This window comes from Pseudarthrobacter sp. W1I19 (genome assembly GCF_030817835.1).
GTDB lineage: Bacteria > Actinomycetota > Actinomycetes > Actinomycetales > Micrococcaceae > Arthrobacter.
In genome coordinates, this window is record NZ_JAUSZR010000001.1 from 1,915,225 (window position 1) to 1,939,151 (window position 23,927).

27 protein-coding genes are annotated in these 23,927 nt (G+C 62.5%); 20 read left to right on the top strand and 7 right to left on the bottom strand.

The window, feature by feature from the left end:
- Nucleotides 1-4: 4 nt before the first annotated feature.
- From QF038_RS08980 to QF038_RS08995, 4 genes are read right to left on the bottom strand one after another with little or no spacing between them, the layout of a single operon-like run.
- Nucleotides 5-1,108: a glycosyltransferase family 1 protein gene (locus QF038_RS08980; protein WP_307609815.1), complete on the bottom strand. Its 1,104-nt coding sequence runs from the start codon at nucleotides 1,106-1,108 to the stop codon at nucleotides 5-7.
- The gene (locus QF038_RS08985; RefSeq protein ID WP_307609816.1) at nucleotides 1,105-2,034 is read right to left on the bottom strand and encodes an alpha/beta fold hydrolase; all 930 of its coding nucleotides are present in this window, start codon (nucleotides 2,032-2,034) and stop codon (nucleotides 1,105-1,107) included. Before QF038_RS08985 ends, QF038_RS08980 begins: the two co-directional genes overlap by 4 nt.
- 7 nt (nucleotides 2,035-2,041) lie before the next feature.
- A complete protein-coding gene (locus tag QF038_RS08990) occupies nucleotides 2,042-2,911 on the bottom strand; it encodes an aldo/keto reductase (protein WP_307609817.1) in 870 nt (289 codons plus the stop codon).
- 10 nt (nucleotides 2,912-2,921) lie between these two features.
- Nucleotides 2,922-3,854: a sugar-binding transcriptional regulator gene (locus tag QF038_RS08995; protein WP_373461634.1), complete on the bottom strand. Its 933-nt coding sequence runs from the start codon at nucleotides 3,852-3,854 to the stop codon at nucleotides 2,922-2,924.
- 168 nt (nucleotides 3,855-4,022) lie between these two features.
- On the opposite strand from QF038_RS08995, the gene QF038_RS09000 reads away from it, so the two are divergent.
- Both QF038_RS09000 and glpK read left to right on the top strand, forming a co-directional pair.
- Nucleotides 4,023-5,840 carry a glycerol-3-phosphate dehydrogenase/oxidase gene (locus QF038_RS09000; RefSeq protein ID WP_307609819.1) on the top strand — a complete coding sequence of 606 codons (1,818 nt, stop codon included), beginning with the start codon at nucleotides 4,023-4,025 and terminating at the stop codon, nucleotides 5,838-5,840.
- 97 nt (nucleotides 5,841-5,937) lie between these two features.
- Nucleotides 5,938-7,452, top strand: coding sequence for a glycerol kinase GlpK (gene glpK / locus QF038_RS09005; RefSeq protein ID WP_307613438.1), 1,515 nt, complete (start codon nucleotides 5,938-5,940; stop codon nucleotides 7,450-7,452).
- Between the two features lie 28 nt (nucleotides 7,453-7,480).
- On the opposite strand, the gene QF038_RS09010 is transcribed toward glpK, so the two are convergent.
- Both QF038_RS09010 and QF038_RS09015 read right to left on the bottom strand, forming a co-directional pair.
- Nucleotides 7,481-9,175, bottom strand: coding sequence for a PEP-utilizing enzyme (locus tag QF038_RS09010; RefSeq protein ID WP_307609820.1), 1,695 nt, complete (start codon nucleotides 9,173-9,175; stop codon nucleotides 7,481-7,483).
- A gap of 29 nt (nucleotides 9,176-9,204) precedes the next feature.
- Nucleotides 9,205-9,774, bottom strand: a complete 570-nt coding sequence (locus tag QF038_RS09015; protein ID WP_307609821.1) for a PEP/pyruvate-binding domain-containing protein — start codon at nucleotides 9,772-9,774, stop codon at nucleotides 9,205-9,207.
- A gap of 293 nt (nucleotides 9,775-10,067) precedes the next feature.
- Between QF038_RS09015 and leuS the strand changes: the two genes are divergently transcribed.
- From leuS to QF038_RS09085, 14 genes are all read left to right on the top strand, one after another.
- Nucleotides 10,068-12,596, top strand: a complete 2,529-nt coding sequence (gene leuS, locus QF038_RS09020) for a leucine--tRNA ligase (RefSeq protein ID WP_307609822.1) — start codon at nucleotides 10,068-10,070, stop codon at nucleotides 12,594-12,596.
- Between the two features lie 55 nt (nucleotides 12,597-12,651).
- Complete coding sequence (locus QF038_RS09025) at nucleotides 12,652-13,647, top strand: DegV family protein (RefSeq protein ID WP_307609823.1); 996 nt, start codon at nucleotides 12,652-12,654, stop codon at nucleotides 13,645-13,647.
- Nucleotides 13,648-13,727: 80 nt separating this feature from the next.
- Nucleotides 13,728-14,570, top strand: a complete 843-nt coding sequence (locus QF038_RS09030) for an SLBB domain-containing protein (protein WP_307609824.1) — start codon at nucleotides 13,728-13,730, stop codon at nucleotides 14,568-14,570.
- Between the two features lie 240 nt (nucleotides 14,571-14,810).
- Nucleotides 14,811-15,248 carry a hypothetical protein gene (locus QF038_RS09035; RefSeq protein ID WP_307609825.1) on the top strand — a complete coding sequence of 146 codons (438 nt, stop codon included), beginning with the start codon at nucleotides 14,811-14,813 and terminating at the stop codon, nucleotides 15,246-15,248.
- Between the two features lie 194 nt (nucleotides 15,249-15,442).
- The gene (locus QF038_RS09040; protein ID WP_307609826.1) at nucleotides 15,443-15,751 is read left to right on the top strand and encodes a hypothetical protein; all 309 of its coding nucleotides are present in this window, start codon (nucleotides 15,443-15,445) and stop codon (nucleotides 15,749-15,751) included.
- The gene (locus tag QF038_RS09045; protein WP_307609827.1) at nucleotides 15,748-15,933 is read left to right on the top strand and encodes a hypothetical protein; all 186 of its coding nucleotides are present in this window, start codon (nucleotides 15,748-15,750) and stop codon (nucleotides 15,931-15,933) included. The genes QF038_RS09040 and QF038_RS09045 overlap by 4 nt, the downstream gene beginning before the upstream one ends.
- 91 nt (nucleotides 15,934-16,024) lie before the next feature.
- Nucleotides 16,025-16,426, top strand: a complete 402-nt coding sequence (locus tag QF038_RS09050; RefSeq protein ID WP_307609828.1) for a hypothetical protein — start codon at nucleotides 16,025-16,027, stop codon at nucleotides 16,424-16,426.
- Nucleotides 16,423-16,590: a hypothetical protein gene (locus QF038_RS09055; RefSeq protein WP_307609829.1), complete on the top strand. Its 168-nt coding sequence runs from the start codon at nucleotides 16,423-16,425 to the stop codon at nucleotides 16,588-16,590. The genes QF038_RS09050 and QF038_RS09055 overlap by 4 nt, the downstream gene beginning before the upstream one ends.
- Before the next feature lie 289 nt (nucleotides 16,591-16,879).
- Nucleotides 16,880-19,054: a type IV secretory system conjugative DNA transfer family protein gene (locus tag QF038_RS09060; RefSeq protein WP_307609830.1), complete on the top strand. Its 2,175-nt coding sequence runs from the start codon at nucleotides 16,880-16,882 to the stop codon at nucleotides 19,052-19,054.
- A gap of 393 nt (nucleotides 19,055-19,447) precedes the next feature.
- Nucleotides 19,448-19,867 carry a replication-relaxation family protein gene (locus tag QF038_RS09065; protein WP_307609831.1) on the top strand — a complete coding sequence of 140 codons (420 nt, stop codon included), beginning with the start codon at nucleotides 19,448-19,450 and terminating at the stop codon, nucleotides 19,865-19,867.
- A complete protein-coding gene (locus tag QF038_RS09070) occupies nucleotides 19,851-20,045 on the top strand; it encodes a hypothetical protein (RefSeq protein WP_307609832.1) in 195 nt (64 codons plus the stop codon). The genes QF038_RS09065 and QF038_RS09070 overlap by 17 nt, the downstream gene beginning before the upstream one ends.
- Nucleotides 20,042-20,308, top strand: coding sequence for a hypothetical protein (locus QF038_RS09075; RefSeq protein ID WP_307609833.1), 267 nt, complete (start codon nucleotides 20,042-20,044; stop codon nucleotides 20,306-20,308). The genes QF038_RS09070 and QF038_RS09075 overlap by 4 nt, the downstream gene beginning before the upstream one ends.
- A 2-nt stretch (nucleotides 20,309-20,310) precedes the next feature.
- Nucleotides 20,311-20,517: a hypothetical protein gene (locus tag QF038_RS09080; RefSeq protein ID WP_307609834.1), complete on the top strand. Its 207-nt coding sequence runs from the start codon at nucleotides 20,311-20,313 to the stop codon at nucleotides 20,515-20,517.
- Between the two features lie 87 nt (nucleotides 20,518-20,604).
- Nucleotides 20,605-20,793 (top strand): hypothetical protein, encoded by a 189-nt coding sequence (locus tag QF038_RS09085; protein ID WP_307609835.1) that lies wholly within the window; start codon nucleotides 20,605-20,607, stop codon nucleotides 20,791-20,793.
- A gap of 483 nt (nucleotides 20,794-21,276) precedes the next feature.
- Here the strand turns inward: QF038_RS09085 and QF038_RS09090 are convergent, their stop codons facing one another.
- Nucleotides 21,277-21,750, bottom strand: a complete 474-nt coding sequence (locus QF038_RS09090; RefSeq protein WP_307609836.1) for a hypothetical protein — start codon at nucleotides 21,748-21,750, stop codon at nucleotides 21,277-21,279.
- Nucleotides 21,751-22,152: 402 nt separating this feature from the next.
- Between QF038_RS09090 and QF038_RS09095 the strand changes: the two genes are divergently transcribed.
- From QF038_RS09095 to QF038_RS09110, 4 genes are all read left to right on the top strand, one after another.
- Nucleotides 22,153-22,380: a hypothetical protein gene (locus tag QF038_RS09095; RefSeq protein WP_307609837.1), complete on the top strand. Its 228-nt coding sequence runs from the start codon at nucleotides 22,153-22,155 to the stop codon at nucleotides 22,378-22,380.
- Complete coding sequence (locus tag QF038_RS09100) at nucleotides 22,377-23,057, top strand: hypothetical protein (RefSeq protein ID WP_307609838.1); 681 nt, start codon at nucleotides 22,377-22,379, stop codon at nucleotides 23,055-23,057. The genes QF038_RS09095 and QF038_RS09100 overlap by 4 nt, the downstream gene beginning before the upstream one ends.
- A gap of 5 nt (nucleotides 23,058-23,062) precedes the next feature.
- A complete protein-coding gene (locus tag QF038_RS09105; RefSeq protein ID WP_307609839.1) occupies nucleotides 23,063-23,566 on the top strand; it encodes a hypothetical protein in 504 nt (167 codons plus the stop codon).
- A 79-nt stretch (nucleotides 23,567-23,645) separates the two neighbouring features.
- On the top strand, nucleotides 23,646-23,840 hold the full coding sequence (locus tag QF038_RS09110; RefSeq protein ID WP_307609840.1) for a hypothetical protein: 195 nt from the start codon (nucleotides 23,646-23,648) through the stop codon (nucleotides 23,838-23,840).
- The last annotated feature ends 87 nt before the right edge of the window (nucleotides 23,841-23,927 follow it).

The following is a 23,927-nucleotide window of genomic DNA, read 5'->3' on the forward strand; positions in this document are numbered from 1 at the left end:
TCTGCTACTTCCCGCCGCCGCGCTGTTGCGTTTTGCCGCGGCGCAGGGCGACGATGTCGTGGGCTACGTCCACCAGCTGGCGCGCAGACGCGTCCCACGTGAACTCTCCCGCACGGGCCAGGGAGTGCCGCGACGCTTCTTCCCACCGTTCCCGGTCCTGCAGTCCCATAACCGCTGCCGCGAACTGCTCCGGCGAGGCCGGATCAACATAGCTCGCTGCGTCACCGCCCACTTCCCGGAAGATGGGGATGTCACTGGCGATGACGGGTGTGCCCAGGGCCATGGCTTCTACCAGCGGCAGTCCGTACCCCTCAGCCCGGGAGAGGCTCACCAGCGCCGTGGCAGTGGACAGGAACTTCGCGTATTGCTCGTCCGTCACACCGTTGTGGAACACCACGTGTGCTCCGGCCGGAACGAGCTTTTCCAACTCGACGCGGCGTTGCGGGGTGATCCGGCTCAGAAGGTGAAGCGTGTAGCCGGGAAGGGCAGCCATCCCGGCCACCATGGTCTCCACATTTTTGTAGGGCATAAAGGACCCCATGTAGACGATCGACGGTTCCGCGCCCGCTTCCGGTGCGCGTGGTTCCGCGGCCGGCTGGGGTGCGTTGCCGATGATCCTGACCGGACGCCGGGTCAGTCGGTACTTGGCCATCAGGGCTTCGGTGGTCCGGCTGACAGTGGCCACGGCATCGGCCCGGTTGAGGAGGAGCCGCTGCGGCCAGAAGGCCTTGTGGTACAGCCGCCACAGCACCCGGACCGGGGCGGGCAGGAAACCCGGCGGTGCAGGATGCTCATAGTAGATGAGGTCATGCAGCGTCAGGACCAGCCCATATTTCCGGCCCCAGGTGCCCATTGTCTGCATCGGGCAGACCACCACGTCCGCGCCCAGCGGGTTCACCTTGCGGGCCACAAACAGTTCGGCGGGGGAGAGGGGACTGTTGATCAGCGTGTAGGGAACATCCGGCAGGAGGGCCAGCTGCCGGAGGTCAGAGATCAGCATGGAAACATCTGCGATTTTGGCGGTTGCCTCAATCAGGCTGGCGCCGTAACGGCTGATGCCGTCGTGGTGGTCGGTCCTGGTGAAACGTGCATCAATGAGTATCTTCACGCGGGATGGTCCTTCAGGAAGCTACGGATGTACCGGGCGGCGGGCTCCGGCGTTTCGTAGTGGATCAGGTGACCGACGCCCGGAATGACCTTAAGTTTGCCGCTGGGCAGCAGCTCAAGAAGCCGGTGCTGGTCAGGAAGCGTTGCAATTTCGTCCTTTTCACCGGCGATGAGAAGCACGGGAAGCTGCAAGCGGGGCGCTACCTCGGCCACATGGCTGCTGACCGAGGCCGTGAAGGACTCCAGGAGGCTGTCCCGGCTGGCGAACGCGCTGAAGTACGCATGGTGCTGGCCGTGGATAAACCGCCGCAGTTCCGGGTCCCTCGTCTTGGCCATGGCCTCACTCATCGCCCGGACAATTAGCGGACTGCGCAGCAGGGCCTGCCCCAACGGGCGGGGAAGCCGGGCGGCCAGCTTGTAGTACAGCACCGCCAGCCTGGTCATGATGCCTTTTGGACCCTCAAGGGCCGGCGCCGCAATTGGATTGATGAGGATCAGGGGATGCACAGCATCGGGATGGGCTGCCACGAAGTGGGCTGTGATGATGGATCCGAAAGAGTGGCCCAGGAGCACGGTGTCCGGTCCCAGGCCCAGGGCGGCCATGAATTCCTTGATGAACGCCCCATAGCCGGCTACCGTGTGGCCGCCCGGCCCGAAGGCCTCCGAGCTGCCGAAACCCGGCAGGTCCGGCATGATGACGCGCATGTCGGGAAGCAGGTCGGCCACTCGCAGGAGTCCGTGGTGGTCACCGCGGAACCCGTGGATCACCAGGATGGTCCGGGTGTCCGGCAGCTCCTGTACGGGTTCATACGTCCAGAAAGCCACCTTGCCGCCGGCGAGCTGCACGGACGAGGCACGGGTGCGTCCGGCCAGATGCGGGCTGAAGTAGGCGGGCGCGGCGGACTGCCCTGAGTGTGTTGTTTTCATGCAGGTCCTAGTTGACGTTGTCCGGGTGGGAGCCGGTGCGGTGTCCCCGGTCGAGCCCGGCGAGCGCTTCCATGTCCCGATCCGAAAGTTCAAAGCGGAAGATGTCCAGGTTCTCGCGGATGCGCGCCTCTGAACTGGCTTTGGGGATCGCGATGTTGCCCAGCTGGATGTGCCAGCGGAGGATCACCTGGGCGGCTGTCCGGCCATGTTCAGCGGCGCAGGCCTGGACCACGGGGTCGGCAAGCACGTGACCGCGCCCCAAGGGGCTCCACGCTTCGGTCCGGATGCCCAGGTCGTCGTGGATTTTCCGGAGTTCGTGCTGTTGAAGCCAGGGGTGAAGCTCGATCTGATTAACTGCAGGCGTTACTTCCGCCGCCTGCATCAGCCGGTCAAGGTGGGATGGCTGGAAATTGCTAACGCCGATGGCCCGGACCTTTCCTTCCCGGTAGAGCGTCTCCAGAGCCCGGTAGGTTTCCGGAAACAGTCCGCGCCTGGGGCAGGGCCAGTGGATGAGGTACATGTCCACGTAGTCCAGGCCCAGGTTGACCATTGAGTCATCGAAGGCCCGGAGGGTCGAATCGTAGCCGTGGTGGTCGTTCCACACCTTGGTGGTGACAAAGAGGTCTTCCCTGGCGGGGGCGGGAAAAAGCTCCCCGGAGCCGCCGCTGCCCCCCGACGCACCCAACAGGGAGCTGATACCGCGGGCCACACCGGATTCGTTGCCGTACATGGCGGCGGTGTCGAAATGCCTGTAGCCGGCATCGAGGGCCGTCGCTACGAGTCCCGCGGCGTCTGACGGCGGCACCTTATACAAGCCAAAGCCCAACTGGTCGATCAGCACGCCGTTGTTCAGGCTGATCCGCGGTGAGGTCCTCATAACCTTGACTCTACCTACTCGAGGTCGCCATGCCCTCCAGGTCCACGAGGCGGCGCGCGGTTGCCTCGTCGAGGATCAGGTCCGTCGCGAGGCCGGCTGCGAGGGCGCCTTTGAGGCCGTTGATTTTGGAGACCCCTGAAACCACGCAGATCCTGCGCCGGACCTGCCGGAGTTCGGAAAGGGCAGGGCCGGTGGACCGCTCATTCAGGACAATGCCGTCTGATGAACCGTCGCTGCGGAAGAAGACGGTGGCCACGTCGCCCACCACATCCGAACCGGCCAGGATCTTAAGGTCGTTCTCGTCCAGGTAGCCGCCTGCGTAGACGTGGCTCGGGTAGTCCGCGTCAACCGAGCCGACGCCGAAGATCGCGATGCTCATCTTGGCCTGGAGTGCGAGGATGCGCTGCACGCTGCGTTCATTCCACATCGCGGTTTTGGTGGCCGCGTGGTCAAAGAAGGCTGGAACCGGAAACTGTTCCACGCGGGCTCCGTAGGCGCTGCCGAACCGGCGCATGATATCGCTGGCATACGTGATGCCCGTCGTGTGCATGTTGCCTGCGCCGTTCAGCTGCACAATCACGCTGTCGTGCGTGATCTTCCTGGTCAGGTGCCGGCTCACGGCGCTGAGCGTGGCGCCCCAGGCCACACCGATAATCGCGTTGGAATCCACCAGGGGCCCGAACGTCCGCGCGGCCTGCATCGCCACGCGGTCCAGGGTTTCGGCTTCGTTGAGGGTTTCCACCACCGGGACAACGTGCACGTCAACCCCGTACCTTCGGCGGATCAAGCTTTCCAGTTCCGGCGCAGTGTCCAGCGGATTGCGGATCTGGACCTGGACCAGGCCCGAATCCCGGGCAGAGGACAACAGCCGGGAAACAGTGGATCGCGAGGTCCGCAGTTCCCGGGCGATGGCGTCCATCGTGAGGTCCTGCAGGTAATACATTTGTGCAGCCCGCAAAGCGTCCGCATGCCGGGAAGGATTCACACCGAACTCCATCCTGCACGTTTGTGCATAGTGCTTGACTCCATTTTCCATTACTCCAAACAATAGACGAGAACGGCGGCGCACCCGAGGGGTGGCCGCGCCACACAAAGCCCAAAGGGAGTCGTTTTGGGACCCAAGGATTCACCTGTCCATCCCTCCGCGCCGAAGCCTGGCCGCGAACGCGCGTCGGTTCACAACTTGAGGCGGCGGCCCCACGCGAAAGTGCTGGTGGTCGGCGGCGGGATCAACGGCGTCGGAACTTTCCGGGATCTCGCCCTGCAGGGCGTGGACGTGGCACTCGTGGAGCGTGGGGACTACTGCCAGGGGGCCAGTGGGGCGTCCTCACACATGATCCATGGCGGCATCCGCTACCTGGAAAACGGCGAATTCCGGCTGGTGCGGGAATCTGTAGTGGAACGCAACCGTCTGCTTCGGATCGCCCCCCACTACGTCAAGCCGCTGCAGACCACCATCCCCATCCTCAGCACCTTCTCCGGCATCCTCGCGGCCCCGCTGCGGTTCCTGACCCATAAGCAGCAAGGCAAACCCAAGGAACGCGGTGCATTCCTGATCAAGGTTGGCCTCAGCCTCTATGACTCCTTCTCCCGCGACGGCGGTTCCGTGCCGCGGCACCAGTTCCGGGGCCGCAAACGCGCCCTGGCTGAACTGCCCGCCCTGCGCCCGGACATTAAATACGCGGCCACATACTTTGATGCCTCAGTACACAACCCGGAGCGGCTCACCCTCGACGTCCTGCAGGACGGCGAGAGAGCGGGGCAGGTCTCCGGCGCCGGCACTACGCAGGGCAGTACCGCCCGCGCCAGCAATTACCTGTCGCTGAAATCCCTGACGGGCGAACCCAACCGCGGCACCGGCACCGGCAGCACGGCCCGGCTGCATGATGAGCTGACAGGTGAGGAGTTCGACTTCACCGCTGATGTCATTGTCAATACCACGGGAGCGTGGGTGGACCTGACAAACGAGGCCATGGGAACCGCCTCTGCCTTTATGGGCGGCACGAAGGGATCACACATTGTCCTGGACCATCCAGTACTGCTCGACGCCTGCCGTGGACGCGAAATCTTCTTCGAACACACCGATGGCCGGATCGTCCTCATCTACCCGATGGGGGACCGCGTCCTGGTCGGAACCACCGACGTGGATGCGGACATGCGCCAGGCCGCCGTCTGCACCGATGAAGAGATCGATTACTTCTTCGAACTGATCGGCCACGTGTTTCCGGACATTCCCGTCAGCCATGAACAGATCGTCTACACCTTCTCAGGTGTGCGGCCCCTGCCCCGGCACGATGCGACCCAGCCCGGGTTCGTTTCCCGGGACTACCGGATTGAGCGCCGCGGCCCGGCCGGGCCGGAATCCGGTGCGGGCGCCGTCGTGCTCAGCCTCGTGGGGGGAAAATGGACCACCTTCCGCGCCCTCGCGGAGCATCTGACCAACGATGTCCTCGCGGAGCTCGGCATGCAGCGCAAGGTGTCGACGGCGCAACTGGCCATCGGCGGCGGCGCAGGCTTCCCCGCTGACGACGCCCGCGTGCAGAAATGGATCAAGCAGCACATGGTTCCCGGCCGGGACGCTGACCGCACCGCCGGCCTGCTGACCCGCTATGGAACGCGGGCTGAGACCGTGATTGACTACCTCGATGCCGCGCCCGACCACCTGCTCCACTCCACCCGGGAACTGAGCGTCCGGGAACTGGAATTCATGGCAGCCCATGAGCAACTGGGACACCTTGCCGACGTCCTGATCCGCCGGACGTCGCTGGCTTTCCGTGGCCTCGTCACAGGCGAACTGCTGAACGAGGTGGCAGAGGTGCTGGCCGTTCCGCTCGGCTGGGACGCCACAGCCCGCGCCGCCGAGATCCGGCACGCGCAGGACGTGCTGCAGCGGTTCCATCGCGTGGAAATCAACAGCCTGGTCGCCTAGGGGCCCAACGCGCCGGGGCCCCTCTGCAGGGTCCCGGATGCGATCATTGCAGGGACGGGCGCTGCTCAACAGCCGCCACCAAGACAAGGACGTCACATTGAACGAGTACGTACTGGCCCTCGACCAGGGAACCACCAGCACCCGCGCCATCATTTTCAACCACAGCGGCGCCATCGTCTCCTCCGGACAGATGGAGCACGAACAGATCTTCCCAAAGGCCGGGTGGGTGGAGCACAACCCGGCCGAAATCTGGAATAACACCCGTGAGGTCATCGCCTCCGCCCTCTCCAAGGCGAACCTGACACGGCACGATATTGCCGCCGTCGGAATCACCAACCAGCGTGAAACCGCCGTGGTGTGGGACAAAACCACGGGCGAGGCTGTTTACAACGCCATCGTGTGGCAGGACACGCGGACCCAGGACATCGTGGACGAGCTGGCCAGGGACGGCGGCGCGGACCGCTTCAAGCAGAAAGTGGGCCTGCCGCTGGCAACCTACTTCTCGGGAACCAAGATCAAGTGGATCCTGGACAACGTGGACGGCGCCAGGGAGAAAGCCGAAGCCGGGAACCTGGTGTTCGGCAACACCGACGCCTGGGTCCTTTGGAACCTTACCGGCGGCGTGGACGGCGGCGTCCACGTCACCGATGTGACCAATGCCTCCCGCACCCTGTTTATGGACCTGGAGACCCTGCAGTGGGATGACGAGATACTGGGGATCTTCGGCGTTCCGCGGTCCCTGATGCCGGACATCAGGTCTTCCTCGGAGGTCTACGGCACGGTCCACACCTCGCAGCTGCTGCGCGAGGTCCCCGTGGCCGGCATCCTCGGCGACCAGCAGGCAGCAACCTTCGGGCAGGCAGCGTTCCAAACCGGCGAAGCGAAGAACACCTACGGGACAGGCTGCTTCCTGATCTTCAACACCGGCGAGGAAATTGTCCACTCCAAGAACGGGCTCCTGACCACCGTCGGCTACAAACTGGGAGATGCCGCACCGCACTACGCCCTGGAAGGCTCCATCGCCGTCACCGGCTCGCTGATCCAGTGGCTGCGCGACAACCTGGGCATGATCAGCAGCGCGCCCGAAGTCGAAACCCTCGCCGCATCCGTGAAGGACAACGGCGGCGTGTATATCGTCCCGGCCTTCTCCGGACTCTTCGCGCCGTACTGGCGTCCGGATGCCCGCGGTGCAATCGTGGGCCTCACCCGGTTCGTCAACAAGAACCACATCGCCCGCGCTGCGCTCGAAGCCACCGCCTTCCAGACCCGCGAGGTGCTTGACGCCGTCAACGCGGACTCCGGTGTTCCGCTCTCCGAATTGAAGGTCGACGGCGGCATGGTGGCCAACGATGCGCTCATGCAGTTCCAGGCGGACATCCTTGGCGTGCCGGTGATCCGGCCGAAGGTGGTCGAGACCACGGCCCTCGGAGCCGCCTACGCTGCCGGCCTTGCCGTGGACTTCTGGAAGGACCTCGGCGAGCTGTCAGCCAACTGGTCCGAGGACAAGCGCTGGGAGCCACAGATGGACCAGGCGGAGCAGGACCGCCAGATGCGGCTCTGGAAGAAGGCAGTCACCAAGTCCATGGACTGGGTGGACGAGGACGTGCACTAGCCTCTTTGCGGTTTTGGCGCCCGTCGCGTCAGTCCTCATCCGGTTCTATGGTGCCGGCGTTTCCGTCGACTGTTACCAGTTGGCCGGTGCGGAGCATGCGGGTGGCGTTGCCGGTGCCCACTACTGCGGGGATGCCGTACTCGCGGGCTACGAGGGAGGCGTGGGCGGCGAGGTTGCCTGTATCCGTGACCACCGCCGCCGCTGATGCGAACAGCGGGGTCCACGCCGGAGCCGTTGCCCTGGCTACGAGTACTTCGCCCTGCTGGAAGCTGGAAAAGTCGGCAGGACTGTCCACGATGCGGACCCGGCCTCGTGCCCTTCCCGGGCTTGCCGGGTGGCCGAGCAGCGCCCCCGGCGGCGCCTTGCGTGTACTGCGTGCAGCGTCGGCCAGGCGCTCAAAGGCATTGCCCAGGATGGGAAGAGTGCCGAGAATGAGCGGCGCATCGAGCTTGCGCTGCCGCAGCCAGTCGGCCCGGCGCCGGGACACTGCATCCTGTTGGGGTGGCGCGTCGGTCCGCACGTCCGCCCTGGTCAGGAAGTAGACGTCGTCCTGTCTGTCGATAACGCCCGCCAGCGTCAATTCTGCCCCGATCTGCGCGGCGCACCGGCGCAGCAGGGGCCAGCCGAGCGTGAAGTCGCGCGCCTGCTCCTCCCGCAGCAGGGCATAGTGCTGTGCGACGGCCAGGAGGGTGTCGAACCGGCCCAGGCGTCGGGTGCCCTGCAGGAGACGGCGGCAGGCGGCCTCCGCTGCCTGGCGCCGTTCCACGGCCGTTGCTGCGGCAGCCGGTGCCGCATTCCGGCCATCCGCCTCGACTCCATCGCCGCGGCTCTGCTGTTCTTCGCCCGCCGTCGGTTGGTACCAGTCCAGGCTGTAGACCGCATGCGGTAGCCGGGGCGGGGGCTTTGGCATCAGGCCGCCGAGCAGGACCTGGTAGCCCCCGGCGTCCGGTGTTTCCTGCTGCCGTTCCTTCAGCCCTGGCGCCAGGTGCTTGCGCCAGAAGCGTGCCAGCACCGCTTCCATCTTCCAGGCGGCGCCGCCTGCAGCGGAGAAGTACCAGAGGTATTCGCCCGCCGCGCGGGCTATCTGCTCAACCAGGGAGATGAGCTCCGGCAGGTTGGCTGTTCCCGCGCCGGTCAGCCGTGTCGCGGCGAGGCTGCGGTAGCGAGGGAGGAAAACGTTCCGCCATTCTTGCTCGAGTCCGCCAAGCACTGCCCGGTCGGCTCCGGCAGGATCCACCATGGGACGGAGCACAGAGTTGAAGATGTAGGGCAGCGGGCGCAGGGAGCCGCTGAACAGCATGTGGGGGAGTGTCGTCGGGCTCGGCGGCGCCACGAAGTACCACCCGTTGACTGCAGCGTGTCCCATCGGGATGCTGATGCCTGAAGAGCGGAAGACCGCCTCGTTGTAGCCCTTGTCAATAAGGGGGACCAGCCAGTCCATGAACAGCGGGGTTACGGGCTCGGGCAGCCATTCACCCATCCGGAAGTTCCGGAGCCAGACGCCTTTGCCCGGCGGCTTCCAGCTGACCGGTTCCGGAACAGCAGTCATGGGCCGCGCCTGAAGGATGTGTATCCGGCCGTTCCGGTCCAGGGCCCACTCAACGTCCTGGGGAGTACCAAAATGCCGGGCGACGTTCCGGACATCGGCCGCCACCGCCGTCGCGCTTTCCGCGGTGAGGACGCCGCCGGCTCCGCCCGTTCTACGGACCTGCCCACGCCGCACCACCCAGTCCTCGCCGGCCTCTGTCCCGGCTACAAGGCTCTCCCCAGCCCTGGTACGGCCGCAATGACTGTTTCGTCCCGGGCGCCGGTCAGGGGATTGGCCGTGAACGCCACGCCCGCTGCTGCGGCATCCACCATCTGCTGGACCAGAACGGCCATCCCGCCGCTGCCCGGCATCCTCCCGGCGTCGAAATTTTCGTGGGCCTCCTGGTAGGCCCGTACCCGGCCGGCTTCGGCGGATTCGAAGCAGCGGGCCACTGCCAAAACCAGACCTGCCGCATCCACCCCCAGATAGTTCTCGTACATCCCGGCATAGGAAGCGCCCGGAAGGTCCTCGGCAGCTGCGGAGGAGCGCACAGCGTATGGCCCCGGACCGGCGTTCCGCGCGGCCGCCTGCAGGCGCAACGCCCAGTCCTCCCGGCCGGAACCCTCCAGCATTGCTGCGCGGGTAACAACGAATCCCGGCGGGACGGAGAAACCCGCAGCGCGGAGCGCTGACAGTGCCGCCGCCTTGCCGCCCGCTTGCTCCCGGCGCAGGGCGGGGGACGCGCCGAGCGGAGGCAGCTCAAGGACTGCGTCGTCACCCGTATCGTCGCCCATGGAGTCACCTGCCGGATCAGGGGCCGCGCGGCCCGGCCCAAGTCTAGTTACGCCGGGAAGGCCCGGTACAGGCCGGGAGCTCAGCCGGGCCCGCACAGGTGCGCTAAAGTAGTTCCATGCGTGCGATCCTTCTGCTTAGTTAGCCGCCCGGCGTCCGAAACAACGGATAACCGTGCGGCAGCCCCTCCCTGGCGAGGGGCTTTTGTGTGTCCGGGCGTGTTTCCGGGCCGGCAGCAGGAGGATCAGGCCGTTATGGCAGCACAGATGCCGTAACAGAACAGAAGAGGGCAGCAGTGGGCGTTCAGCCGGAGACAGAGACCGGAACAGCAGCAACAGTGCAGGCGGAGGTGCCCGAGGAGGGCACGTACAGCTTTGCCGCCATGGAGGCCAAATGGCCCCAGGTATGGGAAGACCTCAAGGTCTTCACCCCCCTGGATGATGGGTCCCGGGAGCGCCGCTACGTGCTGGACATGTTTCCGTACCCGTCCGGCGACCTGCACATGGGCCACGCCGAAGCGTTCGCCATGGGCGACGTGGTGGCACGCTACCTGCGCCAGAAGGGGTACGACGTCCTGCACCCCATCGGTTGGGACTCCTTTGGCCTGCCCGCGGAAAACGCCGCCATCAAGCGCAACGCCCACCCCAGCGAGTGGACCTACGCCAACATCGACACCCAGGCAGCGTCCTTCAAGCGGTACGCCATTTCCGCTGACTGGTCGCGCCGCCTGCACACCTCGGACCCCGAGTACTACCGCTGGACCCAGTGGCTGTTCAAGCGCTTCTATGAGCGCGGCCTGGCCTACCGGAAGAACTCCCCGGTCAACTGGTGCCCCAAGGACCAGACTGTTCTGGCGAACGAGCAGGTAGTCAACGGCGCCTGCGAGCGCTGCGGCACCACCGTCACCAAGAAGTCCCTCAACCAGTGGTACTTCAAGATCACCGAATACGCCGACCGGCTGCTGGACGACATGGAGCAGCTGCGCGGCCACTGGCCCGAGCGTGTCCTGGCGATGCAGAAGAACTGGATCGGCCGGTCCGAGGGTGCGCACGTCAACTTCGTGATCGAGGCCGACGGCGGCAAGCCCGCCAAAGAGGTCACCGTCTTCACCACACGCCCCGACACCCTGTACGGCGCAACGTTCTTTGTGGTGGCAGCGGACGCGCCGCTCGCCGTCGAGCTCGTCACGGAGGAGCACTCCGCTGCCCTGGACGAATACCGCGAGCAGGTCAAGGCACTCTCGGAAATCGAACGGCAGTCCACGGAGCGTGAAAAGACCGGCGTCTTCACCGGCCGGTACGCGATCAACCCGCTGAACGGGGAAAAGTTGCCGGTCTGGGCCGCGGACTACGTCCTGGCCGATTACGGCACGGGCGCGATCATGGCCGTCCCCGCCCACGACCAGCGGGACCTGGATTTTGCCCGCACGTTCGACCTTCCCGTCCGGGCTGTCCTGGACACGGGTGAGGAAGACCCTGCAGTGTCCGGCACCGCTACTGCGGGGGAGGGGACGCTGATCAACTCCGGTGACCTGGATGGACTGCCCAAGGCCGAAGCCATCCCGGCAGCGATCGCCATCCTGGAACGCCAGGGCACCGGGGAGAAGTACGTGAACTTCCGCCTGCGTGACTGGCTGCTCAGCCGCCAGCGCTTCTGGGGCACTCCCATCCCGATCATCCACTGCCCGTCCTGTGGTGAGGTTCCCGTCCCTGACGAGCAGCTGCCCGTCACGCTGCCCTCCGACCTGCGCGGCGAGGACCTCTCGCCGAAGGGCACCTCACCCCTGGCTGCGGCCGAAGCCTGGGTCAACGTCGAATGCCCGTCCTGCCACGGGCCGGCCAAGCGGGACACGGACACCATGGACACCTTCGTGGACTCGTCCTGGTACTTCCTGCGGTTCGTCTCGCCGCAGTACACCGAAGGCCCGTTCGACCCCGAAAAGATCAACGACTGGATGCCGGTGGGCCAGTACGTGGGCGGCGTTGAGCACGCCATCCTGCACTTGCTGTACGCCCGGTTCTTCACCAAGGTCATCAATGACCTCGGAATGATCGAGGCCAACGAGCCCTTCAGCGCGCTCCTGAACCAGGGCCAGGTGCTCAACGGCGGCAAGGCCATGAGCAAGTCGCTGGGCAATGGCGTGGACCTCGGCGAGCAGCTGGACAAGTACGGGGTTGACGCCGTCCGGCTGACCATGATCTTCGCCTCCCCGCCCGAGGACGACGTCGACTGGGCCGACGTTTCGCCCTCCGGCTCAGCGAAGTTCCTGGCCCGCGCCTGGCGCCTCGCCCAGGACGTATCCAGTGCGCCGGGCGTCGACGTCACCACCGGTGACCGCGCCCTGCGGTCAGTCACGCACCGGACCATCGCTGACGCGGCTGAACTGCTGGACGCCAACAAGTTCAACGTGGTGGTGGCCAAGCTGATGGAGCTGGTGAACGCCACCCGGAAGGCCATCGACTCCGGTGCCGGCGGTGCCGACCCGGCAGTCCGGGAAGCCGCAGAAGCTGTTGCCGTCATCCTGAGCCTCTTTGCTCCCTACACGGCCGAGGATATGTGGAACGTCCTGGGGCACCCGGCCTCGGTGGCCAACGCCGGCTGGCCGGCCCACGACGCTTCACTCCTTGTGCAGGACACCGTCACCGCCGTTGTGCAGGTCCAGGGCAAGGTGCGGGACCGGCTTGAGGTCTCCCCGGATGTTTCCGAGGACCAGTTGCGGGAACTGGCGCTGGCCTCGGACAACGTCCAGCGCGCCCTCGACGGCCGGGGCATCCGCACGGTCATCGTCCGCGCCCCTAAACTGGTCAACATCGTCCCGGCTTAGGCTGGACCGGGCCGCCGGAAACCTCCGGCGGCCTGCTTGACCCCAGGAGGCCCCCTTGCCCCACCGCGACGCCGCCGCCTGGCCCTGGTTCCGGGCGCGCGTAGCCGCCATGCGCGCCAAGCAGGACGACGCCCGGCGGGGCAGCGCCGCAACCCGGCCGGACGCCGTCGTACGGACTGCCGTGGTGACCGATTCCGCGTCTGCTTTGCCCGCTGACTGGTCGGCGGATCTCACTGGTGACGGGCGCCTGACGATCATCCCCATGCCCGTGATGGTGGGCGAGGAGATCTACGGCGAGGGTGAGGACGATATTTCGGAGACCATCGCGCTGGCACTGGCCAGCGGCACCTCCGTAAAAACCTCCCGGCCCTCGCCCGGACAGTTCGAACAGGCGTACCTGGGCGCGCAGCGCCGCGGCTATGAGGCAGTAGTCTCCGTGCATATTTCCGGAGGCCTGTCCGGGACGGCGGACGCGGCGCGCCTGGCGGCGGCCCGCGTGGGCATTCCCGTGGAAGTGGTCGATTCAGCAACAGTAGGCATGGCGCTCGGCATGGCAGTGCAGGCGAGTGTCCGCGCGGCGGCGGAAGGCGCAGAAGCCGGGACGGTGGCCGCTGCGGCGGCGGACCAGGCAGCCCGAACCAGGGTCTATTTCTACGTTCCCAGCCTGGAGCAGCTCCGCCGCGGCGGTCGGATTGGAGCGGCAGCTTCGCTCTGGGGCACCATGCTGGCCATCAAACCCATTCTGGCAGTCGAGGACGGCAGGATCGTACCGCTGGAAAAGGTCCGGTCCGCTGCCAAGGCGGTCGCGCGCCTCGAGGAAATTGTCGCTGCCGACGCCGCCGCACGGCCGGACGGGGTGCGGTTGGCCGTCCATCACTTCGGAAACCCGGCAGAGGCCCAGAGCCTCGCGGCACGGCTGGAAGCGGCGTTGCCGCAGTGCCCCCCTGCCCAGATCAGTTCCCTTCCCGCCGTACTCGCGGCTCATGCGGGCCTTGGTGTCCTGGCCGTGATTGTGGGCAGCGGCAGCAGCGTGGTTGAGGGTAGAGCTTAAGGCTCCGGATAGGGACACCCTTTCCACATAGCAGGGCCTTGCCCTGTCGTGGGGTGCGGCGTGTCCCTAGCGTGGGGTGCATGTCACGCCGGGATGCTGGAGCCGCAGGTCAGCAGGCGCGCCATGCCAGGAACCGGCTGGAGGCCACGCTGGGCGCCAGTGCCCGCGGGCTCCTCGTTGAGGAGGACGGGCCTGCCTTCGAATACCGGGGCACGCCTGGTCCCGATGCTGGCGCTGACACCGTCGGCGGTGGAAGTCATACCCAAGCCCGCGACGCCGGCCTGGCCATCCGGTGGCGCCTTGGCCTGCGGCTTGCCGTGCTCCTGGGCATCCTTGCCGTGGCGGGGGGTGCCTGGTTCTGGTGGCAGGCGGCGTCCGGGCGGCCCGAGATCCTTCCCCTGAGTGGCGTCGGCCCGGAGACCACAGCCAAAACTGGTGAGGACGGCACATCCGCTGAGGATGGCGGGGGCGGGAGCCGGGCCGGTCCCTCGCCCGGAGCGCCCGCCGAGGCGCTGCCGGGAACGCAGGAAAGCGCGCCGGCCGGCACGGCAGTGGTGCATGTTGCCGGGGCCGTGGTGCGGCCGGGGGTGGTGCAGTTGCCGGCAGGGAGCCGTGTGCACGATGCCGTCGCGGCGGCAGGAGGAGGAAGTCCCGGCGCCGACCTGGACCGCCTGAACCTTGCTGCAATGGTGGAGGACGGACAAAAGATTCATGTCCCGCGGCAGGGCGAAGTGGTGGTGCCCGGCAGTGCCGGGGAAGCCGGAGCCCCGGACGCAGGAGACTCCGCGGACGGACGCGCGGTGCCGGGTTCAAAGGTGAACCTGAATACGGCCGGAGTGGAGGAACTGGACGGTCTGCCGAAGGTCGGCCCCGTGCTGGCACAGCGCATCGTGGACTGGACGATTATCTTCAGAAGTAGCTGAAACAGCAGCTACATAGGCACCACTACTTGCACCGCACCACGCCAGTAACGCCGTCGGCCGAGGGTACAGCGCAAATAAATACTATTTAAAGAAAATTCCGCGATTCTCCTGATTAATCTGGCGGCTTCGTTGTTGTACATAAGACCACTCGCAGAGAGAAAGGAGGTCAGCTTGATAGCCCGCATCCTCAAGCCCCCGACCTGAGCCCAGCCCACTCAAGTGAGAGCGAAGAACCCCTCCATGAAAAACAGCCACTGTAAAGCAAACGCCTTAGCCGAAGAGTTCGAAAGCATCGCCCGCAAACGGGGCATAATCACGCTAAGTCTGTACCCGATACTCAGCCAGGTACTAGCGTCCCCTTGCGACTGCGGAGACGGATGTGCCGTCTCCAATTTGAAGAAGCTCATCGCTGGATTCAATCAGCGAGTGAGGTTCGTTGACGGATTCACCATCACACCGGAACAGGGCCGCGAAGCCTTGGAACACTTCCTGTTCGATGGTGGCTCTGTAGTCAATCGCCGCAATTACATCATCGCGGTGATCTTTGAGATTGACCCGGACAGCCGACGGGGCTGGGACCAGGGAACATTTAAGCGTGAGAACCAGCGGCGGCTGCTTTTCGCTCTTGCCGAGCATCTACTGGACGACGAGACCGCGGACGATGAGGAGGCCGCGTAGTTAACAACCGACGAAAGCGCCCCCTTTTCTAGAGAGGGGGCGCTTTCGTGTTTTAGCCAATAAATGAATCCATTTTTACCAAAACTTCGCCTTTTTACCCTGTTTAGTTTGACTCGGCTATTCGGGCTCTTAGCTTGAGACTTGATGTATCAATACCGGCGGAAACGGTCGGTATAAACACCAAGGAGGCAGAGATGGCTGAAGAAATTGCGAGAGGCCCCAGACGGGTTTATCGCGGGGCAGATGTCCGGCGCGGCGCAGCAGTGGTTCTCCGCGAAATTCGGCGGGCAGAGATACAACGGGCTTGGGTAGCCGATTACCGCATCCATGGAGGCAAGGCACTCGCGGCCGACGCCGGCGAGAACTACGTGGGCCTTCGCGCTGAGTTCAGCAACCACATCCAGGAAGACCCAGGTGCGGAAGCTGGCTTGGCCCTCTTCGAGGGCATGTACGTCGCCGGGGCTGCCGACATCATCGGTGACTACATGGATGGTGAGAAGTGAGCGCCGACCAACGCCAAGCGGCCGCCCGTGAACTCCGCAAGGTGAAGAAAATTATGAAGCGGCTGAGTCGACTTTACCCGGAGCTTTCCACCACCCTCAGCATCCAGGAGCGGCGATTTATCCGTTCCGTCGCCGCCGCCATCATGGTGGCCGAATCAGCAGGAGAGCGTGATGGGACGTGACGCAGGAATATCTTTCCATGGCCTAGAGCGGAATCGGCATGGCATCTTTTGTGACTGCCCCGCCTGCGAGGCTCAGAGAGAACTCAAGCGGATGGAGTTCAAGAAAATCGCTGTTAGAGCCGAGGCAGCCGAACTCCACAAGAGAAACGAAGCACAAGCCGCCTTTATCGCAGGGCTCGCGGGCCTGTGTTTGTTGGCTGGCATTTTCTACTGGGGAGCGCTTTGGATTTACAATACGCCGACCTTGGCCTATTCGGCGCCTAACGAAACCGGGCTAGATCCTATCCTTTTCCTCCAGGCTTTGGGAATGGACCCCTGGGCAATCGCAGTGCCTTGCGGCGGTACCCCTCTGCTACTCGCGGTTGCGGGTTACGTCGCTTCCGACCTCCGTTTCGAAAAGTGCTGGAAGGCGCGGGCACGGCGAAAGCTCCGTGTTCTCAGAAAAGACACCTTGGCTGATGCGAAGCAGCTGATGAAGGAGCGGCGGCGGTGAAGTACCTCAAGGAAATCCGCACGATGCTTCTGACCGCCGTGCTGGTGGTCGTGATGATGAACATCCTCATGGCAATCATTCAGCCCTGGCTCCCGGTAATTTTGGTCTGCCTCGTGGTGGTCACTGCTGGATGGTTCTTCTACAGCCGGGCCACCAAACTTTGACGAGCTGGTAGGGGGCTAGTTCTCGGCCATGTACCCCTACGGGTAGACGCTGATGAACGGCTTCAGCCAAAGTCTGTCGCCCTAACCCCTTATAAGCCAATCAAATTGTGAACTAAAAGAGAGAGGCGAGGATTTGCCGAGAATCATTACCGGCCGAAGCCTTAGTCGTACTCGTATAGTCACCTCGCAACGTCTTTTGCCATAAAGGCCGCAAAGCAGACCTCACCTAACGTCCCTTACCTTTTTGGATACTCTCTCTTTCAAAGCGCAATAAGTTCATAATGCGCTTATGGAAGTTATTTATCCAGTCCAAATTACTTTTACCGATATAGCCATTCCCTTTACCCAAGTCGCAGTCACAGGGCTTGGTTTAGTCGGAGGTATCGCCCTCATCATGAACGCCGCTCAAAGGCTGGCCGACCGCCAGCGAAGAACCTTCGAGATTTTCTTTCCCTCCACCATGGGCCATGACCAGGTGCTCGCCTTCATCCGTGCCCTGTCCGGACTTCCTAAACCTAAGTTCATGCAGCCCATCTACGCCGTGAGCTTCGAGCGCTACGCCGACCAGAACGGCGAGCGTTATTTCATGCATACTCCTGGGCGCATTGCCGCCCGGCTTGATGAGCTCTTCTATGAGATTGTCGACGGCTCCATGGAGAAAGTGGAGCTGGAGGACGACCCGATCGCCACAACGAAGTGGCAGGCGGCCACGGAGCTGGCTATGCCGGGCATGAGCATTTTGAGGTCTCTCCGCATCATGGATGTGCAGGGAACATCCCACAGCATGAACGCCCAATTCAAAAGCCTGAACCCTGGTGAAGCGACAGTGCTTCAGTGGTGCCTCTTCCCACAGCGTCCTAGAACCTCTGAGAGCGCCGATAAGGACAAACTGGCCGACCATACCTTTTCAGCCATTGCGAGGCTTGGAGCGACCGGAGAATACGCGCAGGGCATGGTCAAAGACCTGTCGTCCGTCTTCAAGTCCGTGGAGGCTCCACAGGCCCGCTTCCAGCGCCGCCTCATGCCGAACGTGGGGGAGCGTATCAACCTACGGGCCAGTACGGCCGGCTTCCCCATCCTCATAAACGCCAAAGAGTTCTCCGCCTTGATGGGCTGGCCGCTGAACGGCAGCGGAGCCCGGCGGGCCAAGCGCATCGCGCCTACCGTGATGCATGACAGTGACGGCATCGTCATCGGCACGAGCAACACCCCGAAGATGCAGAACCGGCGCGTGGCCATACCGGAGGCCGCTTTGACTGTCCATACCTGGGTATGTGCGCCCTCCGGCCAAGGCAAATCAGTGCTGCTTCACAATATGGCAGCGCAGATTATGGATAGGAATATGGGGCTTGTCCTCCTAGATCCGAAAACCGATTTAGCCACTGCCGTCTTAAGTTCCGTTCCGCTTCATCGGGAGCGTGATGTCATATGGTTCAACCCGTTAGATACGGATAGACCCATCGGCCTGAATGTGCTTTCAGGCAGCGACCCGGAGCGCACCACTTCACATGTGGTCGGTATGTTCAAAGCCCTTAGCGGAGATACTTGGTCGGCACAATTGCAACGTGTTTTGAGAAATGCCGTTATGACGGCTGCGCTAAATGGTTTGTCCCTCTATGACGTCAAGCAATTATTGGTAAATAAGGAATATCGCACCGCCCAAGTCCGCCGGCTGAACCGCAACATCCACCCGGACATCATCCAAGAGTGGCGGTGGCTGGACGACAAAGCCGATATGACCGTGGACAGTGCCGTGAACCGCCTTGACGCCTTCCTGGGCTCCCGCATGATCCGCAACATCGTCAGCCAGAAGGATGGTCTGGACTTCGATGAGATAGTCCGCAAGCGGAAGATACTCCTGGTTCCCTTGAGCGAAGCCCACATGGGCTCCACCAACGCCTCGGCCCTGGGACAGCTCATCTTCGACCTGGTCTGGGATGCGACCTTGCGTAGACCCCCGGAACACCGGGAGCCCAACGTCATGATGGTCGATGAGTTCCAGATGTTCTGCGAAATGATGAACACGACGAAGGCCGACCCCTTCGCCCTGGCCCGCTCCTATGGCCTGGGGCTGATGGTCGCCAACCAATACGCCGACCAGCTCCCGAAGGCCGTCCAGCAAACCCTGAGCAAGAACGCCCAGTCCCAAATCGTCTTCCGGCTCGCCAGCGACGACGCCAAGTCCATGCAACAGACCTTCGCCCCGTTGACCCACGACGACCTAGCCAACCTCCCGCGGTACACCGTGGCCGCCAAGCTCATGAGCAGCAGCGGAAATGCTCCCGTAGTGACCTTGAAGACTCCACCACCACCGAAAGCTACTGGTGCGGCCCAGGAAGTGGTGCAGTACTCCAGAGAGAAATATGGCCGGCCAGTTATGGAAGTGGAAGCTGATTTGCTGACTAGACACAAGGCACCGGAACAGAAGACTCGGCCCCACATCGGAAGCATCCCAAATGAGTAAATTCAGTGTTCACAGTCGAACTTGCAGGGCGTTGATTGTCCAGTTGAACCAGGTATTGATTCGGCTCACAGAATATCCCCCTACTTCCCCCGTAAACGCGCGGATGTCACGGCGGGCGGTACTTTCTAAATGAATAGTTTTTCTGCTCTATCTTCTACTCAACGGTCCGTCCTCCAGACCGTCACCCAATTCCGGCAGCTCACCACCTCCCAACTCCGGCGTATCCACTATCGGTCTGGCACCCCTGACGGCCAACGTGTGCGCTCCTGTAGGCACTTGAAGCGTCTTACCCAACTTGGGCACCTGAAGCGTATGTGGGGGGCTTACAACGGCTCTGCGGAGTACGTCTACCAACTCGCCTCTACTAAAGCCCGGACTCCCGAGCCTCACACCTTGGACATAGCGGAAACCTTCGTCCGCCTCCTGGAGGCCGGCGCACGGGACATGACCTTCCGCACGGAGCCCTGGTGCCATACCCGCGTCGGCCACGTCTTACTAAAACCAGATTTCTATCTGGAGGTCGGGGGAGCCTGCTACTTCGGTGAGGCAGATCGAGGCGTGGAGTGGGAGGCCCAGCTGACCGCCAAGATGCGGCGCTACATCCAGGCAATTGATTCCGGAGCCTGGCCTGACGATAGGGCGTTCCCGTTGGTGCTGTGGCTGGTGCCGGATGAGGCCCGCCGGAAGTACATCGAAGACATCATTCACAAGCTGAATGAGAAAGAACTGTTCAGGGTGGTCCTGTTCAGTGAAGCGGCAGAAAGGATATGCCATGCAGTACTGCCAGAAGTGCGAGATGGAATACGAAGCTGAGGACGGTTGCCTGTGTGCCGTGTACCGGGTGCTGATGAAGCAGGGTCATTACAGATCGGTGCCGCCGCAATGGATCACGGACTGGTATGAGGACAAGCTCTACTGCGATAGCTGCCGCACGAGTTACTGGGCGGGGACGGCCTGCGCCTGCTACTCCGGATCGGTGGTGCTGGCTTGAGCAAGCAACTAGAAGAGCTGACTGAGCAGTTGGCCTACGTGCAACATCGAATCCGTTGGATTGAAGGGGAACTTCGAGGCGATGAAATACCTCTTGGAATACCGGAGAAGGTACTGAAGGACGACCTGCGCAATCTGCAGGATGAGGAGCGGCGACTAGTCACGCTAATAACTGCCGTCGAAGACTGCGAGCACAGCGAAGTAGAAGACACCGGCGGCCCGGACGGCTCGCAAATCTGTCTTGAGTGCGGCAAAGTGCGCTGACCATGCCAGAGTTCGAATACATAGTTGGATTTACACCGCAAGGCAGCCGCAAGAAGCTTTACGTCAGGGGAATCGTGTATGTCCGCAGCAACAGCGAGCTCCTGGCCAGGGAGCGGGCTATCCAGAAAGTCAGCGAACGCTACGGCTTCAACCTGAAGGATGAGTACACCTGCGTGGTGGTGCCGGTACCGGAATCCGAGGAAGCGTAATCGAATGGAACGCTAAGAAGACGGACTATTCAGACTGCTCTCGGCCCAGTAAGGTTTCCGCTACCTATCCCCAGCTAGGAGTATGCAATGACAGCACGGATTTCAACCGTTTCCGCAGAATCAGCCAAGTACCTCTGCGAACAAGTGAACCGTATTATCCGCGGCTACGAGACCAGCCATGTCAGCATCCAGGTCGTCACCACCGTGGTGCCCGACAACCGCAGTCAGACTGGTTCCAAAATCATTTACGAGGCGTTTATAGTTCATCCGGCATAGCCTGCTACTGCCGCTCTTCAATTATTCTTATCTCCGTCAGGCGCCCAGCTCCACTACGTTCCCAGGTCACCCCAGAGCTGTCGGTGAACATGGCATGAGGCTGCGCCTCTTTATTGCTCGAATAAAAGCTTTCCTCTTCGCCAGGCGGTAGAACGTCGCGCTGAGCTGGCGGCCTCGGACCCCTCGGTATATGTGAGGGTATCGCCCCAAAGAGAACCACGTTGTAAATCGGCAGTGGGCTGGCATTCCGGATAAAGAAACGTCTTCGCGACTCGCCGTTGCGAAGGGGCTGCTTATCCTCGTGGTGGCCCACTATCACAGCGCTGGCTTGTTCCCGGCGCTTGTCATCCACCTGACGGCGGAGGGTTATCGCCCCCACCCAGAGTGCTCCCACTGTTCCCACGGCGGCGGCGACGTTAGCGCCAGCGCTGATCCAGTCGGTTACTTCAGACATCACTTCCGTTCATTTCTAGGTCACGAGGGTTAGGGAACCCGTGAACCGTGCCCATCATTACTCAGAAAAACGTTCCAACTTGTGCCGCCGGTTTTGATTGAGGAGCAGACAAACTGCATAGGGATCGTGTTTCCAGCAGGGGCGTCAGTGTAACCGCCGGTGGTGTCGAAGCTGCCGTCTGAAGCTTTGAAGGTGGACTTAGTCTTACCCGCCTGAACCGTGGCCGTTGGGTGCTTCTGAATCAGCCGCTTCTCGCAGACCGTGTTGGCTTCTTTCGCATCCGCGGCGCGCTGGTCGTCAATGACCTTCTGAGCGGCGTCCAATGCCGCCGACATAGCGGAGGCGCTAGCGACTGCGCTGGCCTTGGCATCGGCTTCCTGACCCGCCCTGATGGCTTGAGAGCCAACGGCAATGGCGATGATCGCCAGGAGCACCACGACCGCCGCACCAATGATGATGAGCAGTTTGTTGCGGTTGGCAGGGGCGGGCTGAGGAGTGGTCATTAGTGTGCCTTCGAGTGCGGAGCGGACCTGGTCGTAAGGGCCGGCTGTGTTCCCCCAGCACTGCACCTTCGGATGCAGAATACCTCACGGAGCCACTTTTCCCCCTACTTATGCACATGGGGACAAATAAAAAGCTCCCGGATGGCGCCGGAGAGCTGAGTCGTTTTCGGATGCCTAATCGTGTATTAGGCCGCTTTGATTTCCCCGGATTGTAAGGACTGGTACTCCGACGCCATATTCGGCTATTGCATTATACCGCTTAAGTCTCATAATCATAAACATTAGCAATAAACGAAGAGCGCGGGAATGACGCCGCGCTCTCCAACCTGACTAGGAACCATCTAGCCATTACTCTCAAGGTAGAGCGGATTAGCCTCCTGGTCAATGAAAAGGAGGTTTTGTTTGATAGTAAAACGCACTAAGAGTTCCGCCAATGTCCCCAAGGAATTACTGCTCAACGATCAGATCGGCTTGGGCGCCAAGGGCCTCTACGCTTACCTGATGCTGATGGAAGACCCGGAGTTTGTGACCATCGCCGGTATCTGTATCCAGCTCAAGGAAAACGAGAAGGAAGTCAGGACGATGCTCTGGCAACTCGAAGCCTTTGGCTACGTGGCGGACGTCCGGTGAGCATCATCCGCAGCGTCAAGAGCGCCAAATACACCACCGTTTCGAACGTGGCGGCTAACGATAAGAGGCTGTCGCTCAAGGCCCTCGGGCTGTTCTACTTCCTGATGACTAAGCCGGATAACTGGAACATCAGCGAGCGGGGAGTGGTGGCGCAACGCCCCGAAGGCCGCGACGCAGTCTCCTCCGCCTTGAAGGAGCTCGAGGCGGCCGGCTATCTGCGGCGGGGACAGGGCCGCAACGTCAATGGAAAGTTCGTTGCCGGAGACTGCGATTTGTTGGAAGAACCGTGGCCGGAAAACCCGAGCATGGATAACCCCCCACAAGTAATTACTAATAAAGTAATAACTAAAGAAGATGGTTCTACGAACCATGGACTTGCGCCCCTTCCCGACAAACCTGATAACCGAGATCCACAGGTAAACGAAGTCGTCGAGCAATTCGAAGCCGCCTTTGAGCTACGCCTACCCCGCATGCTGTACCAACGCCGGGCGGCAAAGACGCTTATAAGCCGGCACCAGCTTGAGGGGACGCTCAAGCTCATCAAGGCAGCGGCTGCTGCACGGGGGCAGCGCTTCGCGCCGAACATCCTCAGCCTCGAAGACCTGCGCGACAAGACCAACAACCTGGTCGAGTTCTATAAGCGCGAGAACGAATCAAATAACGTACCGGAGATTTAAGAACCATGCCCAGCTTTACCCGCATCACCCTCATGAACGGCGACACGTATGTGCTGACCAAGGAGGAGTCCGACAGTGTGGCCCGTGCCAAGAACAAAGGTATTGGCGTCATCGACATCGTCCGTCTGGCCCTGCGCCTCGTCCCTAACCAGATCATCGACTTCAGCCCTACCAGCCACGGCGACAACAATCTGCCCGCTCTGGAAGCTCCTGCCTACAAGCGCCCGACCGGCCACAAGCACTGCATCGACGAACACAACAAGGTGCGCTGCACCTGCGGCCGGCGAGTGTCCACCGTACTCGTGAACCGCCAGATGGACCGCAAGGAGTGGACGCGCCTTTCCGGCTCGCCTGGCTACAACTTCGTTTACGAGGACGGCGGTATGGTCACCGTGGCTACGACTCGTTACGTATGTTCCCTGGAGCAGATACCCGAAGGCATGACCCATTGTACGGACGCGGAATATACGCGTTTTCGTCCTGTTACTGCCTGGCTTCAACGAGCATAAAGAAGCCAAATAATTTGGCTATTGACAAGCCGAATTAAAAAGCCGAATATGAGAAACATAAACAGGATGACAATAACAAATGGCTCAGCCCACTAAAGTCCCCGTTCATTACAGCTCCGCATATCGGCTGTACGGCAAGAAGTATTACCAGAACCGCGATACCGGCCTCATCGAAGCCGGTAAGGGCCACCGGTTCCTGCGAGCACTAGCCGCTTTTGCCCTGATATTCGTCATGGCGTTTGCCGTCATCACGGCCGCGCTCTTTACGAATTAATGATGGAGCACGTGGAGTGCCCCTGCGAGATCTGCAATAGCTAAATAACCGCCGACCCCGCAATGACGCCGGGCGGCAAGGACCACC

Bases quoted from the DNA above. Each gene is read 5' to 3' on its own strand.
- QF038_RS08985 (WP_307609816.1), bottom strand. From the start codon at position 2,034: ATGAAAACAACACACTCAGGGCAGTCCGCCGCGCCCGCCTACTTCAGC.
- QF038_RS08990 (WP_307609817.1), bottom strand. From the start codon at position 2,911: ATGAGGACCTCACCGCGGATCAGCCTGAACAACGGCGTGCTGATCGAC.
- QF038_RS08995 (WP_373461634.1), bottom strand. From the start codon at position 3,854: ATGTATTACCTGCAGGACCTCACGATGGACGCCATCGCCCGGGAACTG.
- QF038_RS09015 (WP_307609821.1), bottom strand. From the start codon at position 9,774: ATGGGCGACGATACGGGTGACGACGCAGTCCTTGAGCTGCCTCCGCTC.
- QF038_RS09030 (WP_307609824.1), top strand. From the start codon at position 13,728: ATGTCACGCCGGGATGCTGGAGCCGCAGGTCAGCAGGCGCGCCATGCC.
- QF038_RS09035 (WP_307609825.1), top strand. From the start codon at position 14,811: ATGAAAAACAGCCACTGTAAAGCAAACGCCTTAGCCGAAGAGTTCGAA.
- QF038_RS09040 (WP_307609826.1), top strand. From the start codon at position 15,443: ATGGCTGAAGAAATTGCGAGAGGCCCCAGACGGGTTTATCGCGGGGCA.
- QF038_RS09050 (WP_307609828.1), top strand. From the start codon at position 16,025: ATGGAGTTCAAGAAAATCGCTGTTAGAGCCGAGGCAGCCGAACTCCAC.
- QF038_RS09060 (WP_307609830.1), top strand. From the start codon at position 16,880: ATGGAAGTTATTTATCCAGTCCAAATTACTTTTACCGATATAGCCATT.
- QF038_RS09070 (WP_307609832.1), top strand. From the start codon at position 19,851: ATGGAATACGAAGCTGAGGACGGTTGCCTGTGTGCCGTGTACCGGGTG.
- QF038_RS09080 (WP_307609834.1), top strand. From the start codon at position 20,311: ATGCCAGAGTTCGAATACATAGTTGGATTTACACCGCAAGGCAGCCGC.
- QF038_RS09085 (WP_307609835.1), top strand. From the start codon at position 20,605: ATGACAGCACGGATTTCAACCGTTTCCGCAGAATCAGCCAAGTACCTC.
- QF038_RS09090 (WP_307609836.1), bottom strand. From the start codon at position 21,750: ATGACCACTCCTCAGCCCGCCCCTGCCAACCGCAACAAACTGCTCATC.
- QF038_RS09105 (WP_307609839.1), top strand. From the start codon at position 23,063: ATGCCCAGCTTTACCCGCATCACCCTCATGAACGGCGACACGTATGTG.
- QF038_RS09110 (WP_307609840.1), top strand. From the start codon at position 23,646: ATGGCTCAGCCCACTAAAGTCCCCGTTCATTACAGCTCCGCATATCGG.